17 protein-coding genes are annotated in these 15,549 nt (G+C 70.1%); 6 read left to right on the top strand and 11 right to left on the bottom strand.

All coding sequences use genetic code 11. The features are described 5' to 3' along the window. Positions 1–363 precede the first annotated feature (363 nt). The 4 genes from DEJ32_RS05435 to DEJ32_RS05420 form a co-directional block, all read right to left on the bottom strand. Positions 364–999 carry a hypothetical protein gene (locus DEJ32_RS05435; protein WP_146234081.1) on the bottom strand — a complete coding sequence of 212 codons (636 nt, stop codon included), beginning with the start codon at positions 997–999 and terminating at the stop codon, positions 364–366. A 153-nt stretch (positions 1,000–1,152) separates the two neighbouring features. Continuing rightward, on the bottom strand, positions 1,153–1,629 hold the full coding sequence (locus DEJ32_RS05430) for a hypothetical protein (RefSeq protein ID WP_146234080.1): 477 nt from the start codon (positions 1,627–1,629) through the stop codon (positions 1,153–1,155). A 13-nt stretch (positions 1,630–1,642) separates the two neighbouring features. After that, entirely contained in the window at positions 1,643–2,116 is a 474-nt protein-coding gene (locus DEJ32_RS05425; protein ID WP_146234079.1) for a hypothetical protein, read from the bottom strand. A gap of 195 nt (positions 2,117–2,311) precedes the next feature. After that, positions 2,312–3,427 (bottom strand): mannose-1-phosphate guanylyltransferase, encoded by a 1,116-nt coding sequence (locus tag DEJ32_RS05420; RefSeq protein ID WP_110900555.1) that lies wholly within the window; start codon positions 3,425–3,427, stop codon positions 2,312–2,314. 215 nt (positions 3,428–3,642) lie between these two features. Between DEJ32_RS05420 and DEJ32_RS05415 the strand changes: the two genes are divergently transcribed. From DEJ32_RS05415 to DEJ32_RS05390, 6 genes are all read left to right on the top strand, one after another. After that, positions 3,643–4,830, top strand: coding sequence for a glycosyltransferase family 1 protein (locus tag DEJ32_RS05415; protein WP_309146423.1), 1,188 nt, complete (start codon positions 3,643–3,645; stop codon positions 4,828–4,830). Between the two features lie 75 nt (positions 4,831–4,905). Beyond that, on the top strand, positions 4,906–5,367 hold the full coding sequence (sdhC, locus tag DEJ32_RS05410; RefSeq protein WP_110900553.1) for a succinate dehydrogenase, cytochrome b556 subunit: 462 nt from the start codon (positions 4,906–4,908) through the stop codon (positions 5,365–5,367). 10 nt (positions 5,368–5,377) lie between these two features. Beyond that, positions 5,378–5,824: a succinate dehydrogenase, hydrophobic membrane anchor protein gene (gene sdhD, locus DEJ32_RS05405; RefSeq protein ID WP_110889974.1), complete on the top strand. Its 447-nt coding sequence runs from the start codon at positions 5,378–5,380 to the stop codon at positions 5,822–5,824. A 54-nt stretch (positions 5,825–5,878) separates the two neighbouring features. Further along, positions 5,879–7,672 (top strand): succinate dehydrogenase flavoprotein subunit, encoded by a 1,794-nt coding sequence (sdhA, locus tag DEJ32_RS05400; RefSeq protein ID WP_110900552.1) that lies wholly within the window; start codon positions 5,879–5,881, stop codon positions 7,670–7,672. A gap of 1 nt (position 7,673) precedes the next feature. After that, complete coding sequence (locus tag DEJ32_RS05395; RefSeq protein ID WP_110824560.1) at positions 7,674–8,447, top strand: succinate dehydrogenase iron-sulfur subunit; 774 nt, start codon at positions 7,674–7,676, stop codon at positions 8,445–8,447. A 51-nt stretch (positions 8,448–8,498) separates the two neighbouring features. Next, positions 8,499–9,140, top strand: coding sequence for a TNT domain-containing protein (locus DEJ32_RS05390; protein ID WP_110900551.1), 642 nt, complete (start codon positions 8,499–8,501; stop codon positions 9,138–9,140). A gap of 66 nt (positions 9,141–9,206) precedes the next feature. Here DEJ32_RS05390 and DEJ32_RS05385 read toward each other — a convergent pair whose 3' ends face one another. The 7 genes from DEJ32_RS05385 to DEJ32_RS05355 all read right to left on the bottom strand — a co-directional run bounded on the left by DEJ32_RS05385 (position 9,207) and on the right by DEJ32_RS05355 (position 15,549). Then, positions 9,207–9,710 carry a DUF805 domain-containing protein gene (locus DEJ32_RS05385; RefSeq protein ID WP_181420586.1) on the bottom strand — a complete coding sequence of 168 codons (504 nt, stop codon included), beginning with the start codon at positions 9,708–9,710 and terminating at the stop codon, positions 9,207–9,209. Between the two features lie 11 nt (positions 9,711–9,721). Then, a complete protein-coding gene (locus DEJ32_RS05380) occupies positions 9,722–10,372 on the bottom strand; it encodes a DUF805 domain-containing protein (protein WP_309146422.1) in 651 nt (216 codons plus the stop codon). Positions 10,373–10,405: 33 nt separating this feature from the next. Next, complete coding sequence (locus tag DEJ32_RS16600) at positions 10,406–11,122, bottom strand: DUF805 domain-containing protein (RefSeq protein ID WP_309146421.1); 717 nt, start codon at positions 11,120–11,122, stop codon at positions 10,406–10,408. Positions 11,123–11,283: 161 nt separating this feature from the next. Continuing rightward, positions 11,284–12,216 carry an NADP-dependent oxidoreductase gene (locus tag DEJ32_RS05370; protein WP_110900548.1) on the bottom strand — a complete coding sequence of 311 codons (933 nt, stop codon included), beginning with the start codon at positions 12,214–12,216 and terminating at the stop codon, positions 11,284–11,286. Positions 12,217–12,328: 112 nt separating this feature from the next. Then, complete coding sequence (locus DEJ32_RS05365; RefSeq protein WP_110889978.1) at positions 12,329–13,480, bottom strand: mannitol-1-phosphate 5-dehydrogenase; 1,152 nt, start codon at positions 13,478–13,480, stop codon at positions 12,329–12,331. Next, complete coding sequence (locus tag DEJ32_RS05360; protein ID WP_110824566.1) at positions 13,477–13,914, bottom strand: PTS sugar transporter subunit IIA; 438 nt, start codon at positions 13,912–13,914, stop codon at positions 13,477–13,479. The genes DEJ32_RS05365 and DEJ32_RS05360 overlap by 4 nt, the downstream gene beginning before the upstream one ends. Before the next feature lie 75 nt (positions 13,915–13,989). Further along, on the bottom strand, positions 13,990–15,549 hold the full coding sequence (locus DEJ32_RS05355) for a PTS mannitol transporter subunit IICB (protein WP_181419564.1): 1,560 nt from the start codon (positions 15,547–15,549) through the stop codon (positions 13,990–13,992).

The raw sequence follows: 15,549 nt of genomic DNA, 5'->3' as shown, positions 1-15,549 counted from the left end.
CGACCTAGTCGTCGGGACCGGTGCGCGATCTCCAATAGCCCCCGAGACGCGTCGTGGCGTCGTCGACAGCGTCGATCAGCTGTTGTTCCGCGCCCCGCTCGGTCACCGCTGGCGTCGGCGACGGTCTCGTCTCGATTCGGGCGCTCCCGCTGGAGCGCACCCGGTCAGTAGCAGAGCGACGGTGGCGGCGCCCGCCGTCACCGCTCCTCCGACGCCCGAGCGGCGCGCTCGGCGGTGGGTTTGCCTCGCCACGGGCGCAGAGTGAGCCGCTCGGACGGTCGAGTCGCCCGGGTACGCGTCGACAGCGCCAGCGCGCATGCTGAAGTCCGTCGCAGGGTGCCGTTCATGGTGATCCTCCGCGCTTCACAGCTCGTCCGCGTCGCCGGGGAAACAGACTGACACGGCCTGCACCGTGTAGTTGCCGGGGTAGGCGTACAGGCTGATCGAATCGACCGCTTCGCCACCACGCCCCACGACCGCAGGTCGAGCCGCGTCGCCCCACCGTTCGACGTTCAAACCTTGAGCCTTCCAGCGATCGGCCGCTCCCGCAGCGTCTCGCTCCGGGTCGCCTCCAGCAGTCCGTCCGGTGAGGTACACCCACTGCGCGCCGTCCTCGCCTCCCGACAGCCGACAGCTTTCGGCATAGTCGGGCCCAGTTCGGGGCTTCCACGTGCCGCCGAGATGACTGGTGACGTCGTCGACCGCATCGACCATCTGGCGCTGCGCGGTCACGGAGTCCACGGGTGGTTTCCTCTTCGCGGGTTGTTCAGCACATCCCGTGATCACGGTCACGATCATCACGAGCACCAGAGCGGACGTCGTCACCCTGAACATGGTGGTTCCAACGTGCTGGTGTCCGACAGCGGTCCCCGCTTCAGATCGTCCGACGACGTGCCGCCGCTGCGCGCCGAGATCACCCTCCGGCGCATCGCACTCCCGCGGGCACGGTCCAGTGATCGGTCGCCACTCGGCGCCGAGCCGCCCGGTCGTGCCGTTCATAGCGTCGATCACCTGTTCCTCCGCTTCGCGCGAGAGAACGGACGGGACAGGCGCGTTCTCTACCGTTGGGGCACAACCGGCGAGCGTCGAAAGTGCAAGCGGTCACACGAGCAGAGCGCCCTGCCCCGGAAGCAAGAGGGCTGAACAAGTCCGTCACAACTCGTCGGCGTCGCCCGGAAAGCACAACGAGACACCCTGGATCACGTACAGGTTCAATGCAACGGAGAAGCTGACGGAGTCGGTGCGAGCGCCACCGCGGCCCACGACCGTCGGCTCCGTCTTCGTTCCCCAGCGATCGACGGACATGCCCTGCTCTCTCCATCGCGCTTCGACCTTCGCGACGTCCGAGGCGACGTCGCCGATCTGTGCTCGGGTGAGGAAGTAGGTCCACTTCGATCCGCGATCGCCATCCGGCAGTTCGCAGGCTTCGGCGTAGTCCGGTCCGGAACGCACTCGCCACTCGCCGCCGAGGCTCTCCGTCGCGTCCTTCACGACGTCGACCATCCTTTGCTGCGCGCTCTCGGGATCCACCGCGGGCGTCCTCTCTGCTTGCGGTTCATGGGCCGGACGTTGTATGCAGCCGACCGCCGATCCGGTGAACAGCGCGAGCAGGAGAACCGCTCCGGCCACGCGACCACCATGACTACGCATCCTTGAGCCGCTGCAACTCCGTGTCGCCGTCGTGATCAGCAGATCGGGTGGTGGACACGAACGTGCGCAGGTGGGTCGGATTCGCAGAACTCTTCCCACTGCCGTCACCGCCGCCGGCCGAGTGCGGACGCTGCCGCGCATGGAAGGCAGCCGTCAGCGGCTTCGGGGTGATCGGCGTGGTCGAGGGTTCACGGTCGGTGGCGAACTCCCAGAGCGGCACTGCGAGCCCCGTGATCCCACCGGACGACTCAAGGAAGGCGTTTCGTTGCACCTCGCGCTGCTTCCACGCGTCGTGGTCGCTGATCCGCTGCCGTTCCTCCTCGGCCTGTCGACTCACCGCGTCGATGTCGTCGGCGAAGTCGGCAAGGACCCCCGCGAGCTTGCCTCGGTCCTCCGCTTCGGTCAGGCCGGCTTCGCGGAACCGGTCGGCGTACGCACCGGAGAAGTCCCGCAGACCCGTCGTCACCGCTCCCGAGCGTTTGCTCGCCTGCCCGCGGAGCACGCTGTCGGCGGTACGCAGCGCACGGCTCAGCGCGGATGCGTCCCCCGGGTCGTACTCGATGTCCGCCATGCTCGCTCCCCCGCTCGCAGTTCCCCCGAGACGACGACACCGCCGCTCCCCCGTCCGGTCGCCCCAACCCGGGCCATCGCACCCCGCTCGTCAGAGCACGTCGTCCCGCCCGCTGATCTTCAGCGCGTCCACCACGCCCTTGACCCGCTGCGCGTTCGCACTCGTGGTCACGAGCAACGCGTCCGGGGTGTCGACGACGACGATGTCCTCGACGCCGATCAACGAGATGAGCCGGTTGCTCTGCGACACGACGATGCCGCTCGCGGAGTCGGCCAGGATGCGGGCGTTGTCGCCGAGCACCGCGAGGTTGTTCTTCCGCCCGCCCGACTGGAGCTTGGCGAGGGAGGCGAAGTCGCCCACGTCGTCCCAGTCGAAGTCGCCCGGCACGACCGCCATCCGCCCTGCCGCGGCTGCGGGCTCCGCGACGGTGTAGTCGATTGCGATCTTCTTCAGCCCCGGCCAGATCCGGTCGACGACGACACCGCGGGCCGGGGTGTCCCAGGCGGCCGCGAGTTCCTCGATGCCCGCCAGCAGCTCCGGCTCGGTGCGTCCGATCTCGGCGAGCAGCACGTCGGCGCGGGCGATGAACATGCCGGCGTTCCACAGGTACGAGCCGTTCCGCAGGTACGCCTCCGCGGTCCCGAGGTCGGGCTTCTCGACGAAGGACCGGACGGCGTGTGCGGTCGGTGCACCGTCGGCGCCGAGGGCGTTGTCGGCGGCGTGGATGTACCCGAAGCCGATCGCGGGCTCGGAGGGCGTGATGCCGATCGTGGTGATGTACCCGGCCCGGGCGGCCGCGACGGCCTCGCGCACGGACCGGCGGAACCCGCGGGCGTCACCGATGACGTGGTCGGCGGCGAAGGAGCCGATCACGATGTCCGGCTCACGACGGTGCAGGATCGCCGCGGCGAGGCCGATCGCCGCGGTTGAGTCTTTCGGTTCACTCTCGAGCACGACGTTGTGGTCCGGCACGCCGGGGAGTTGCGACTCGACGGCGGCACGGTGTGCCCGCCCGGTGACGACCATGATCCGGTCCGGTCCCGCGAGCGGCGCCAGGCGGTCCCAGGTCTGTCGCAGCAGCGAGGAACCGGAACCGGTCAGGTCGTGCAGGAACTTGGGGGCGTCGGCGCGCGAGAGCGGCCACAGGCGGGAGCCGATGCCGCCGGCCGGGATGATCGCGTAGAAGTCGTCGAGTGCGTCCGTCACGCGCCCACCGTACCGGCGGCCCGGGGAAGCAGCTGCGTGCGACCTGGACGTGTCGTGGACGGCTGCCCGGGGCGACGCACGGTCTGTTCACTTCTCGCGTGCACCGCGTTCACGTCGCACCCCCCGCTCGTCCACGCGCCGCCCGGAACATGGGCCGCGCCATGAACGCACGCAGCGTGGAGCGAGGCACCGAGTCCCCCCGGACCGTGGCCGTCGTGACCGAGAGCTTCCTGCCCACCCTCAACGGCGTCACCACGAGCGTCCTCGCGGTGCTCGAACACCTCCGCCGACGCGGCCACCGGGCGGTGGTCATCGCCCCGGACGCCCCGGGTCCCGCTGCCTGGCGGTCGCGGTCGGAACAGGAGCGGCACCTCGGGTTCGACGTCCACCGCATCCCCGCGGTCGCGTACCGGCAGTTCCCCGTCGCACTCCCGCACCCGGTCCTCGACACCATCCTCGCCGCCTCCGGCGCCGACGTGCTCCACGCAGCCAGCCCCTTCCTGCTGGGGGGCCGCGCGATCACGGCGGCCGGGAGGCTCGGCATCCCCTCCGTCGCCGTCTTCCAGACCGACGTGGCCGGGTTCGCCCGCCGCAACGGCCTCTCCGCGGCCGCCCCGCTGGTCCGCCGGGTCCTCGGGCGGATCCACGCCGGCGCCTCGCTGACGCTCGCGCCGTCCTCCGCGACCGCGGCGATGCTCGCCGAGGAGGGCGTGCCGCGGGTCGCCCGGTGGGGCCGGGGCGTCGACTCGGCGCTGTTCCACCCCGGTCGCCGGACGTCTGCCCACGTCCGCGCGATGCGCCGCCGCATCGCGCCGCGCGGCGAGACCATCGTCGGCTACGTGGGACGGCTGGCACCGGAGAAGGAGGTCGAGCGGCTCGCCCAACTCGGCGGCATGCCGGGCATCCGGGTCGTGGTCGCAGGAGGGGGACCCTCCCGGCCGTTCCTCGAGCGTCGACTCCGTCACCTGGACGTGACGTTCACCGGACCGCTGCGCGGTGCCGACCTGGCCGACGCCTACGCGATGCTCGACGTCTTCGTGCACACGGGTGCGGCGGAGACGTTCGGGCAGACGCTGCAGGAGGCCCACGCGGCCGGCCTGCCGGTCGTCGCCCCGGCCTCCGGCGGACCGCTCGACCTCGTCGCCCCGGGACTCGACGGCGAGCTCTACGACCCGGATGCCCCGCTGGCCCTGCGCGCCGCGGTCGCCCGGCTCCACGCCGACCGGACGCTGGCCGAGCGGATGGGGTCCGCCGGCCGCCTCCGCGTCGAGGGCACCACGTGGGAGGCGGTCGGCGACGAACTGCTCGCGCACCACGAGACGGCCCGCACGATCGGCGCTCCCCCGGCCCCCACGCGCACCGCCCGGACGGGGTGGAACGAGAAGGTCGGTGCTCGGACGTAGGATGGAGGTGTTCCACACGAACACGACGGCAACGGCGCGCCGATCGGTGCGCCGGCCCTACGGGAAGGCGAGCTCATGGCCGAGCAGACCGCAGGCGGGACGGCGACAGCCGTACCGCAGGTGACCATCGACGGTACGTCGATCGACGCACCTCGGACGCGTGTCCCGCAGGGAACGCTGTACCGCGGGAGCGTCGGGATGTGGTCCTGGGTCCTGCACCGGATCACCGGCGTCGCGATCTACTTCTTCCTGCTCGTGCACATCCTCGACACGGCACTGGTCCGGCTCTCCCCCGAGGCGTACAACGCCGTGATCGGCACGTACAAGACGCCGCTGATGAACCTCGGCGAGATCGCCCTCGTCGGCGCCATCGTGTTCCACGCGTTCAACGGGCTGCGGATCATCCTCATCGACTTCTGGTCGAAGGGTCCGAAGTACCAGCGGGCCATGTTCTGGGTCGTCCTCGTGCTCTGGGCCGTGGCGATCGCGGGCTTCCTGCCGCGCCAGCTCATGAACCTCGTCGCCGACTTCAACTGAGGGCTCCGTCATGACCACCGAGACCATCGCTCCGCCCCGCAGCGCCGACGCTGCCCGCCGCACCACCAACTGGGAGAAGTGGGGCTGGATCTACATGCGCGCGTCGGGCGTCCTGCTCGTCGTGCTCATCTTCGGCCACCTCTTCGTCAACATGGTCGCCGGCGAGGGCGTCAAGCAGATCGACTTCGCCTTCGTCGCCGGCAAGTGGGCGAGCCCGTTCTGGCGGATCTGGGACACCGCGATGCTCTGGCTCGCGCTCGTCCACGGGTCGAACGGCATGCGGACGATCATCAACGACTACGTGGCCAAGCCCGGCGTCCGCAAGACCCTGCTCGGCGCGGTGCTCCTCGCCTGCGTGCTCCTGATCGTCCTCGGCACGCTCGTGTGCTGGACCTTCGACCCGTGCCCCGCCGGCGCCGCCGCCGCAGACCTGCCGTCGTTCTGCCCCGCGCAGTAGCGACGCCTCGCGCACGACGTCCCGCACGCTCCACCTCCTGATCGAAAGACCCCTGTGACCGACATCACCGTCCACCACCACCAGTACGACATCGTCATCATCGGCGCGGGAGGCGCCGGCATGCGCGCCGCCATCGAGGCCGGGCCGAAGGCGAGGACCGCGGTCATCTCGAAGCTCTACCCGACGCGCTCGCACACCGGTGCGGCCCAGGGCGGCATGGCGGCAGCGCTCGCGAACGTCGAAGAGGACTCGTGGGAGTGGCACACCTTCGACACGATCAAGGGCGGCGACTACCTGGTGGACCAGGATGCTGCCGAGATCCTGGCGAAGGAGGCGATCGACGCGGTCATCGACCTCGAGAACATGGGTCTGCCGTTCAACCGCACGCCCGAGGGCAAGATCGACCAGCGCCGCTTCGGCGGTCACACGCGTGACCACGGCAAGGCACCGGTGCGCCGCGCCTGCTACGCGGCCGACCGCACCGGCCACATGATCCTGCAGACGCTCTTCCAGAACTGCGTGAAGCTCGGTGTCGAGTTCCACAACGAGTTCTACGCACTCGACCTCATCATGGTCGACGTCGTCGGGGACGACGGGGTCACGCGCAAGCAGCCCGCCGGCGTCGTCGCCTTCGAGCTCTCGACGGGCGAGCTGCACGTGTTCCACGCGAAGGCGATGATCTTCGCGACCGGCGGCTTCGGCAAGATGTTCAAGACCACGTCGAACGCGCACACGCTGACCGGCGACGGCGTCGGCATCGTGTGGCGCACCGGCCTGCCGCTCGAGGACATGGAGTTCTTCCAGTTCCACCCGACCGGACTGGCCGGGCTCGGCATCCTGCTCACCGAGGGCGCCCGCGGCGAGGGCGCGATCCTCCGCAACGCCTCCGGCGAGCGGTTCATGGAGCGGTACGCTCCGACGATCAAGGACCTCGCGCCGCGTGACATCGTCGCCCGGTGCATGGTGCAGGAGGTCGCCGAGGGGCGCGGCGCCGGCCCGAACAAGGACTACGTGCTGCTCGACTGCACCCACCTGGGTGCCGAGGTGCTCGAGACGAAGCTGCCGGACATCACCGAGTTCGCCCGGACCTACCTGGGCGTCGACCCGGTCGTCGAACCCGTGCCGGTGATGCCGACGGCGCACTACGCGATGGGCGGCATCCCGACGAACGTCAAGGCCGAGGTCCTCGCCGACAACACCACGGTCGTCCCGGGCCTCTACGCCGCGGGCGAGTGCGCCTGCGTCTCGGTGCACGGGTCGAACCGTCTCGGCACGAACTCGCTGCTCGACATCAACGTGTTCGGCAAGCGCTCGGGCAACAACGCTGCCGAGTACGTGCAGACCGCCGAGTTCCTGCCGCTGCCCGAGGACCCCGCGGCGAACGTGCGCGGCATGCTCGAGCAGCTCCGGGCCTCCACCGGGACCGAACGCGTCTCCGTGCTCCGCAAGGAGCTGCAGGAGGAGATGGACAAGAACGCGCAGGTGTTCCGGACCGACGAGTCGCTCGCACGGGTCACCGAGACGATCCACACGCTCCGCAACCGGTTCATGCAGGTGTCCGTGCAGGACAAGGGCAAGCGCTTCAACACCGACCTGCTCGAGGCCGTCGAGCTCGGCTTCCTGCTCGACCTGGCCGAGGTCGTCGTGTACTCCGCCCGGAACCGCAAGGAGTCCCGCGGCGGGCACATGCGCGACGACTACCCGAAGCGCGACGACGAGAACTACATGCAGCACACCATGGCGTACCTGACGGGCGATCCGCACTCGTCACTCGCCGACGACCACATCACGCTCGACTGGAAGCCCGTCGTCATGACGCGCTACGAGCCGATGGAGAGGAAGTACTGAGATGACCGACACCCTGGTCTCCGACGCACCCCGCACCGACACCGTGCAGGACGCGCCTCCTGGATCGTTCTCCGTGACGGTGATCGTCCGCCGCTTCGACCCGGACGTGGACGACGAGCCGCGCTGGCAGGACTTCGACGTCATGATGCTGCCGACCGACCGCATCCTCGACGCGCTGCACAAGATCAAGTGGGAGCAGGACGGATCGCTGACGTTCCGACGCTCCTGCGCGCACGGCGTCTGCGGCTCGGACGCGATGCGGATCAACGGGCGCAACCGTCTGGCGTGCAAGACCCTGATCAAGGACCTCGACATCTCGAAGCCGATCTACGTCGAGGCGATCAAGGGTCTGCCGCTCGAGAAGGACCTCATCGTGGACATGGAGCCCTTCTTCACGTCCTTCCGCGAGGTCCAGCCGTTCCTGCAGCCGAAGTCCGCACCGGAGAAGGGCAAGGAGCGCATCCAGTCCGTCGCCGACCGCGCACGGTTCGACGACACGACGAAGTGCATCCTCTGCGCCGCCTGCACGTCCTCGTGCCCGGTGTTCTGGACCGACGGGCAGTACTTCGGGCCCGCCGCGATCGTGAACGCACACCGCTTCATCTTCGACTCGCGGGACGACGCGGCCGACGTGCGCCTCGACATCCTCAACGACAAGGAGGGCGTCTGGCGCTGCCGGACGACCTTCAACTGCACCGACGCCTGCCCCCGCGGGATCCAGGTGACGAAGGCGATCTCCGAGGTCAAGCAGGCCGTGATGCGCGGCCGTGGCTAGCGGATCGACTCCGCCAGGAACGTCATGGGCGGGCGCGCTAGGCTCCCGCTCATGACGTTCGCGGACACTCGGCCCATCCTCGATCAGCTCGGCTACACGGTCCGGTACGTGCAGCTCCCCGGGGAGACCCTGCACGAGCCGCCGGTGGAGGGTGCGCTGCGGATCGTCCCCGCGGACGCCGACTCGTTCGCCATCGAGGTCGTCGACTACGGCACCGCCCGACGACTCGCGACCGCACGGGGCGAGGACGACGCCGTCGAGATGCTCCGTCGGTTCCTGAACCGCCCGTTCCCGGACGCACGGGACATCCGCCGGTCCGACCTCGACCAGATGCGCGACCGGTCGGCGTCGACCTACCCGCAGTTGGCCCAGCAGGTCGCGGCGACCGGCGACGCCGGTCTCACGATCCAGATCCCAACCGGTGTGCCCGTGGACCGCATCGGCGGTCCGGACGGCTACCTCCTGCACCCGATCGAGACCCCGCTGCACGCCCGGTCCCTGCCGCCGCACGCCACGGTCTCGCCCGAGGTGCACCGCTACGTGGTCGAGCGCCCGTTCCTCGTGACCGTCCGCTTCGTGCGTCCGTGGTTCGACCAGCCGGGCGGCGCGCTCCGCTTCGAGATCGCCGACCCGGCGACGACGATCCGCGACCTGGTCGTCGACGGATCGCTCGCGCGGATCCGGGTCGTCTGACCCGCTCGGCACACGACGGAGCCCTCCTGCCCGATCGGGCAGGAGGGCTCCGTCGTGTGGTGGACGTCAGCCGCGCTCGGGGCGGTCGAACCGCTGCCCCTCCGGCTTCGACGGCAGGATCGCCAGCACGATCAGGATGATCCCGCCGAAGAACGGGATGACCGACAGGAAGAAGAAGGGCCCCGCGAGGTTCGCGTCGTGGAGCCGACGCCAGGTGACCGCCAGGTTCGGGACGATCGTCGCGAGCGAGTAGAGCCCCAGGAGCACCGCGGCGATCCAGTAGAGCGCGTTCGGCGTCCCGGAGGTCGTCCACGTGACCGGGTCTGTCCGGAGGTCCGACGTCGCTCCCCCGATGCCGATGAGGATGTAGAGCACGCCGATGACGATCGTCTGGGCGAGGGACCACCACCAGAACTCGCTGCGACTCGCACGCCCGTCGAACCGGACGTACTTCCGGAAGACCCGCTTGACCGCGTCAGCAAGGCGGGAGGACGGGCTGGCCGCGCCCGGCCAGCCGCCGACACGACGACGGCGCCCTCTTCGTGGATGGAGTGCGCCGTCGTGACGCATCTGGCTGGCGCTCAGCGGTCCCCGGGCCGGTCGAACCGTGCGCCATCGGGGTTCGAGGGCAGGACGCCGAAGACGATGCCGACGATCCCGACGAAGAGCGCGATGATCCATAGTGCACCCGACAGGTTCGCGTCGTGCAACCGACGCCAGCCGAGCGCGAGGGACGGCACGAGCGTCGCGAGTGCCCACAGCAGGCCGGCGATGAGGAACACGAAGGCGATCGGCGGTGCCGGGTTCTGCACCTCGTAGGTGCCGTAGTCCGTCTGGACCGTCCGAGTCGACGCGAGGGCGGCGGCGAGCAGGAATCCACCGCCGGTGAGCACCGTGGAGACGACGGCGGTGACGAGCGTCCACCACCAGAACTCGCTGCGGCTCGCGCGGCCGCTGAAGGTCGCGTACTTCCGGAAGAAGCGGCCGACGGCCTTCGGCAGTGAGATGCCGTACCAGGGCGCCCAGAGCGGCGGCTGCCCGTCCGGCCCGACGGGAGCCGCTGCACCCGGCGTCTGCTGGCCGTACTGCGGCTGGCCGTACTGCGGCTGTCCGTACTGCGGCTGTCCGAACTGGTGCTCGCCGTACGGCTGCTCGCCGTACGACTGCTTCCCGTACGGCTGCTGGCTGCCGGGCTGTCCGCCGGCGTCCGGCACGGGATGGTGATCGGTCACGAGGTCCCCCAGGGTGTCGATGATCGGAAGTGGTCAGCCGCGGTGCGGCTCGTCGAACCGTGTGCCGGCGGGCACGGACGGCAGGAGCCCGATGACGAGCGCGAAGACGGCGCCCACCGGCGGGATGATGAACAGCAGGGCGAGCAGGCCCGACATGTTGACGTCGTGCAGGCGTCGCACCGTCAGCGCGATGAAGCCGACGAGCGTCGCGAGCGCCCAGAGGCCACCGACCACGTTGGAGTCACTCCCGCCGATGGCCGTGTCGATCGTGCCCGTGACGATGTTGCCGATCGCCCACCAGAGTGCCCAGAACCAGAACTCGCTCCGGCTGGCGCGGCCGTCGAAGCGCACGTACTTCTTCCAGAACCGCGTGAAGGCCTTGGGGAACGGGATGCCGTACCAGGGTGCCCAGAGCGGCGGCTCACCCTGCGTCACCGGCTGCTGCCCGTAGGGCTGCTGCTGCGCCGGCTGCTGCCCGTACTGGCCCGATCCGTACGGCTGCTGCCCGTACGGCTGCTGCCCGTACGGTGACTGCCCACCCGAGGGCTGCCCGTACGGCTGCTGTCCGTACGGCGACTGCCCACCCGAGGGCTGCCCGTACGGCTGCTGTCCGTACGGCGACTGCCCACCCGAGGCCTGCCCGTACGGCGACTGCCCACCCGGGGCATGCCCGTACGGCGGCTGCCCGTCGGACTGCCCGTCGCCGGGTCGCTTGCCGTAGGGGTCCTGCGGTGGGTACTGGTCGCTCACGGGGTTCCTTCCGAAGACGGTGACGAGACGCCCGGGATCGTCCAGCGGTCTGCGGAGGCTGGACCTCCGCGACGTCGGTCACGGCCGCCCCACTCCCCCGCACGCTGGCCCGGCGCGCTGCACCCAGTGTGCCAGTGCTCGATGTCCGACGACGACCGACTTCAGGGCAGGAGGGCGATCTTTCCGCCCGGGTGCCCGGACTCGAGCAGGTCGAGCGCCGCGCGTGCCTCGGTGAGCGGGAACGTCCGGGCGACCGGGACGACGAGTTCCCCTCGACCGGCCAGGTCGACGAGCCGCTGCCGGACGGCGTCGCGGAAGGCCGCACTCTCCGGCTGCGACCCGCCGATGGCCGTGATGCCCGCGTCCGGCGCGCGGGTGAAGGCCGCGATCGTCGCGATGCGTGCCCGATCGGCGACCAACGCGAGTGAGACGTCGACGGCCTCGTCGGAGCCGACGCAGTCCAGGGCCACGTCGACGCCATGCGGCGCGAGGTCGCGGACCCGCGCTTCCAGGCCGTCGCCGTACGGGACCCACTCGCCGCCGGAGCGGCGGACGGTGTCGGTGTTCGCGGTGGAGGCGGTGCCGATCGCTCGCGCCCCGAGCATCCGGAGCTGTTGCAGCAGGCTGACGCCGACGGCCCCGGAGGCTCCGTGCACGAGCACGGTCTCACCGGCGGCGACGTCGGTCACCCGGATGAGGTCCGCAGCGGTCGTGCCGGCGAGCAGCAGGTTCGCGGCCTCCGCGAACCTCATCGCGGGCGGCTTCGCGAAGACGTCACGGGCCGGCAGGGTGACCGCCTCGGCCCATCCGCCCCGCACCCGGAACGCCAGGACCTCGTCGCCCGGTGCGACCGGGCCCGAGGCGATGTCCGTGTCCGGCCCGACCGCCGTGACGACGCCCGCGACCTCGTACCCGATCGGGAGCGGGAAGTCGGCGGGGTCGCCGTCCTGGGTGTGCTTGGCATCGGCCGGGTTCACACCGGCGGCCCGGACGCTGACGGTCACCTCACCGGGACCGGGCGCCGGCACCGCGACGTCCACCAGTTCGAAGGTCTCACTGCCACCGGGACGCGTCGCCACCCACTGCTTCGTCATGGCCGCGACGGTACTCGGCGCCGATCGCTCGGTCGACAGGCGATGCCGAGACGGACGGGAGGCCCGGTACCAGCTGGTACCGGGCCTCCCGTCCGTCTCTTGTCGCGAGCGCTCAGGCGCGCGCCGCTCCGACCCGTCCGGTGAAGGACGCGTGCAGCGGGTGTTCACCGCCGAGACCGGTGATCTCGGACGCGATGTCGGCGTCCGACCGGTCGGACCGCAGCAGTGCCTGGAGTTCGACGCTCTGCTCGTCGTCCGCGACGTCGAAGCGGAGCGCCGCTGCCATCGCGTCGAGCAGTGCCGTCGGCTCGGAGCCGTTCTCCGCCAGGGCCGCCGCCGGGGAGACGAAGCGCTCGTCGCGCGAGAGCTTCCGGAGGGGCTGCCGACCGACACGGGTGACCGTGTCCGGCAGGTGCGGGTTCTCGAAGCGGGCGATGATCGCCTCGACGTAGGCGCGGTGCACCTCGGGGTCGAGCTCGTGCCGACGGACGAGCAGGTCGCTCGTCTCGGCGAGCACGGCCTCCAGCGCCGAGCGCACGGCCGGGAGGGCGACGGCGTCCGAGATCTTGTCCGCGCCGGCGAGGAAACCGTGGTACGCGACCGTGGCGTGGCCGGTGTTCACGGTGAAGAGCTTGCGCTCGATCGAGGCGGCGAGGCCGTCGACGTAGTGCGCGCCGGGGATCGTCGGCTCGGCACCGGCGAACGGCGTGCGGTCGATGGCCCACTCGAAGTAGGTCTCGACCGTGACGTCGAGGCCGCCGTCCGCGGGCTGAGCGGGCACGATCCGGTCGACGGCGGTGTTGGCGAACACGGCCTTGGCCAGCGCGCCCTCGCGCGCGTCCTCGGGCAGGGCGGCGACGATGAACTCGCGGAGGCGGTCCGTCGCGTTGATCGCGTTCTCGCACGCCATCACGACGAGCGGGGCGGCGTCGACGGAACGCTCCTGCAGGCCCTTCGCGATGACGGGTGCGATGAACTTGAGGACGGTCGGGCCGACCGCGCAGGTGACGATGTCGGCGGTCGCGATCTCGGCGACGACGCCGGCCTCGTCCTGCGCGCTGTTCACGGCGCGGAAGCCGGTGACCTCGTGGTCCTGCGCACCTGCGCCGACCTCGTGCACGGTGTACGAGTCGGCGGCGGCGAGGGCGTCGATGAGCGGTGCGGCGACGTCGGCGAAGACGACCTCGTAGCCGGCCTGGTGCAGCAGGAGGCCGACGAAGCCGCGGCCGATGTTGCCGGCGCCGAAGTGGACGGCGGTGCTCACTCGTTGACCTCACCGAGGATCGCGAGGACGGCCGCGGCGTCGGGCGCCTCGGTCAGGGCCTGGACCTGGTCCTCGTCGGAGAACACGATCGCGATCTTGCTGAGGATGTCGAGGTGCTCGTTGTTGACCCCCGCGATGCCGACGACGAACCGGACGTCGTTGCCGTCCCAGTCGATCGGGGTGGCGTACCGGACGAACGAGAGCGCCGACGCCTTGATGGCGTCCTTCGCGTCGTTCGTCCCGTGCGGGATCGCCAGGAAGTTGCCCATGTAGGTCGAGACGCTCTTCTCGCGCTCGAGCATGGCGGGGTAGTAGTCCGCGGTGACCGCTCCGGCGTCCTGGAGGATCGCAGCCGCCTCCTTCATCGCCTCCGACTTGGTCGGCGCGGCGTCCTCGGTGTGGATGCGGATCTGGCTCTCCTGCAGGACGGGCATTCGGGGTCTCCTTGTTCGTGGGTGACGGCGGAAGAGGGGACGGTCGCCCGTCCCCTCTCCCATCGTGCTCTTGTCTTACTGGTTCTTGAGCTGGTCGACGACCTGGTCGTACTGCGGAGCGTTCATGAAGTTGCCGACCGAGACGTGCTGGGCGTTCGGGTTCTTCTGCTTCGCGCGGTCCGTGAGCTCCTCCTGGGTGATGATGAGGTCCTCGTCACCCGAGAGGTTCGCGATCGCCTTGTTGACGACCGTCACACCCTCGATACCAGCCTTCTTGATCTTGTTCCGCAGGACACTCGCACCCATGGCGCTCGAGCCCATGCCGGCGTCGCAGGCGAAGACGACGTTCTCGACGCGCGTCGCCGTGGCGGTGCTGGCGGAACCGACGCCGCCGAGCGAGGCCTGGGCCTCTTCCTCGTTGGCCGGGGAGTTGTCGCCGAGCAGGCCCGAGGTCGCGGCGTTGACGTCGCGGCCCTTGTTCTGCTGGAGCTTCGCCATGGCGGCGCTCATGTCGCCGGCGTTGCCCGCGGCGAGGTCACGCTTGCGGCTGGCGAGGAGGAAGAACGAGGCCACCGCGAAGGACACGGCCGCCGACAGGACCACCGAGAGGATGACGCCGACGTAGCTGTCCTTCGCCGTCGCGGTGAGGACCGCGATGATCGAACCGGGGGACGCCGGGGCGACGAGGCCGGACTGGAAGGCGACGTTCGTGGCGACACCGGTCGCGCCACCGAGGATGACGGCGACGAACAGGATCGGCTTCTGCAGCACGTACGGGAAGTAGATCTCGTGGATGCCACCGAAGAACTGGATGAGGATCGCACCGGGAGCGGTCGAGCGGGCGATGCCGACACCGAAGAAGGTGAAGGCGAGGAGGATGCCGAGACCGGGGCCGGGGTTCGCCTCGAGGAGGAACAGGATCGACTTGCCGGAGTCCTGGACCTGCTGCGCACCGAGCTGGTCGAGCACGCCGTGGTTGATCGCGTTGTTGAGGAAGAAGACCTTGGCCGGCTCGATGATGACGCTGGCGAGCGGCAGCAGCGAGCTGTCGACGAGGAACTTCACCGCGGCGCCGAGGCCCTCGGCGATGAGCTTGAACAGCGGGGCGAGCCAGAAGAACCCGATCAGCGCGAGCACGAAGCCGAGGATGCCGGCCGCGTAGTTGTTCACGAGCATCTCGAAGCCGGGCTTGATCTTGCCGTCCCAGATCTTGTCGATCTGCTTGATGAGCCAGGCGCCGAGCGGGCCGCAGATCATCGCGCCGAGGATCATGATCGTGCCGTTGGCGCCGATGATGACGCCCATGGCCATGATCGAACCGACGACCGCGCCGCGGGTGTCGTAGACCATCCGGCCGCCCTGGAAGGCGATCGCGAGCGGGATGAGGTAGGTCAGGATCGGGCCGACGAGGCCGATGTTGGCCACGCCGTCCGTCTCGCCGAAGCCGCCGAGGACGCCGACGGGCGTCCAGCCGGTCTCGATGAAGAACGCGGTGATGAGGCCCCACGCGATGAAGATCGCGATGTTGGGCATCACCATGCCGGACAGGAACGTGCCGAACTTCTGGACGGCGACGCGAGCGCCACCCCGCGACTTGTCGCGGGTGTCTGGCGCTGCAACGGACGACGTTGTCAT

Source organism: Curtobacterium sp. MCPF17_046, assembly GCF_003224295.1.
GTDB lineage: Bacteria > Actinomycetota > Actinomycetes > Actinomycetales > Microbacteriaceae > Curtobacterium.
Note: the sequence above shows the minus strand (reverse complement) of the source record. Positions and strands in the feature narration are given on the sequence as shown.

Coding starts and splice junctions, on each gene's coding strand:
- DEJ32_RS05435 (WP_146234081.1), bottom strand. CDS start 999: ATGAACGGCACGACCGGGCGGCTCGGCGCCGAGTGGCGACCGATCACT.
- sdhC (WP_110900553.1), top strand. CDS start 4,906: ATGGCCGAGCAGACCGCAGGCGGGACGGCGACAGCCGTACCGCAGGTG.
- sdhD (WP_110889974.1), top strand. CDS start 5,378: ATGACCACCGAGACCATCGCTCCGCCCCGCAGCGCCGACGCTGCCCGC.
- DEJ32_RS05395 (WP_110824560.1), top strand. CDS start 7,674: ATGACCGACACCCTGGTCTCCGACGCACCCCGCACCGACACCGTGCAG.
- DEJ32_RS05390 (WP_110900551.1), top strand. CDS start 8,499: ATGACGTTCGCGGACACTCGGCCCATCCTCGATCAGCTCGGCTACACG.
- DEJ32_RS05385 (WP_181420586.1), bottom strand. CDS start 9,710: ATGCGTCACGACGGCGCACTCCATCCACGAAGAGGGCGCCGTCGTCGT.
- DEJ32_RS05370 (WP_110900548.1), bottom strand. CDS start 12,216: ATGACGAAGCAGTGGGTGGCGACGCGTCCCGGTGGCAGTGAGACCTTC.
- DEJ32_RS05360 (WP_110824566.1), bottom strand. CDS start 13,914: ATGCCCGTCCTGCAGGAGAGCCAGATCCGCATCCACACCGAGGACGCC.
- DEJ32_RS05355 (WP_181419564.1), bottom strand. CDS start 15,549: ATGACAACGTCGTCCGTTGCAGCGCCAGACACCCGCGACAAGTCGCGG.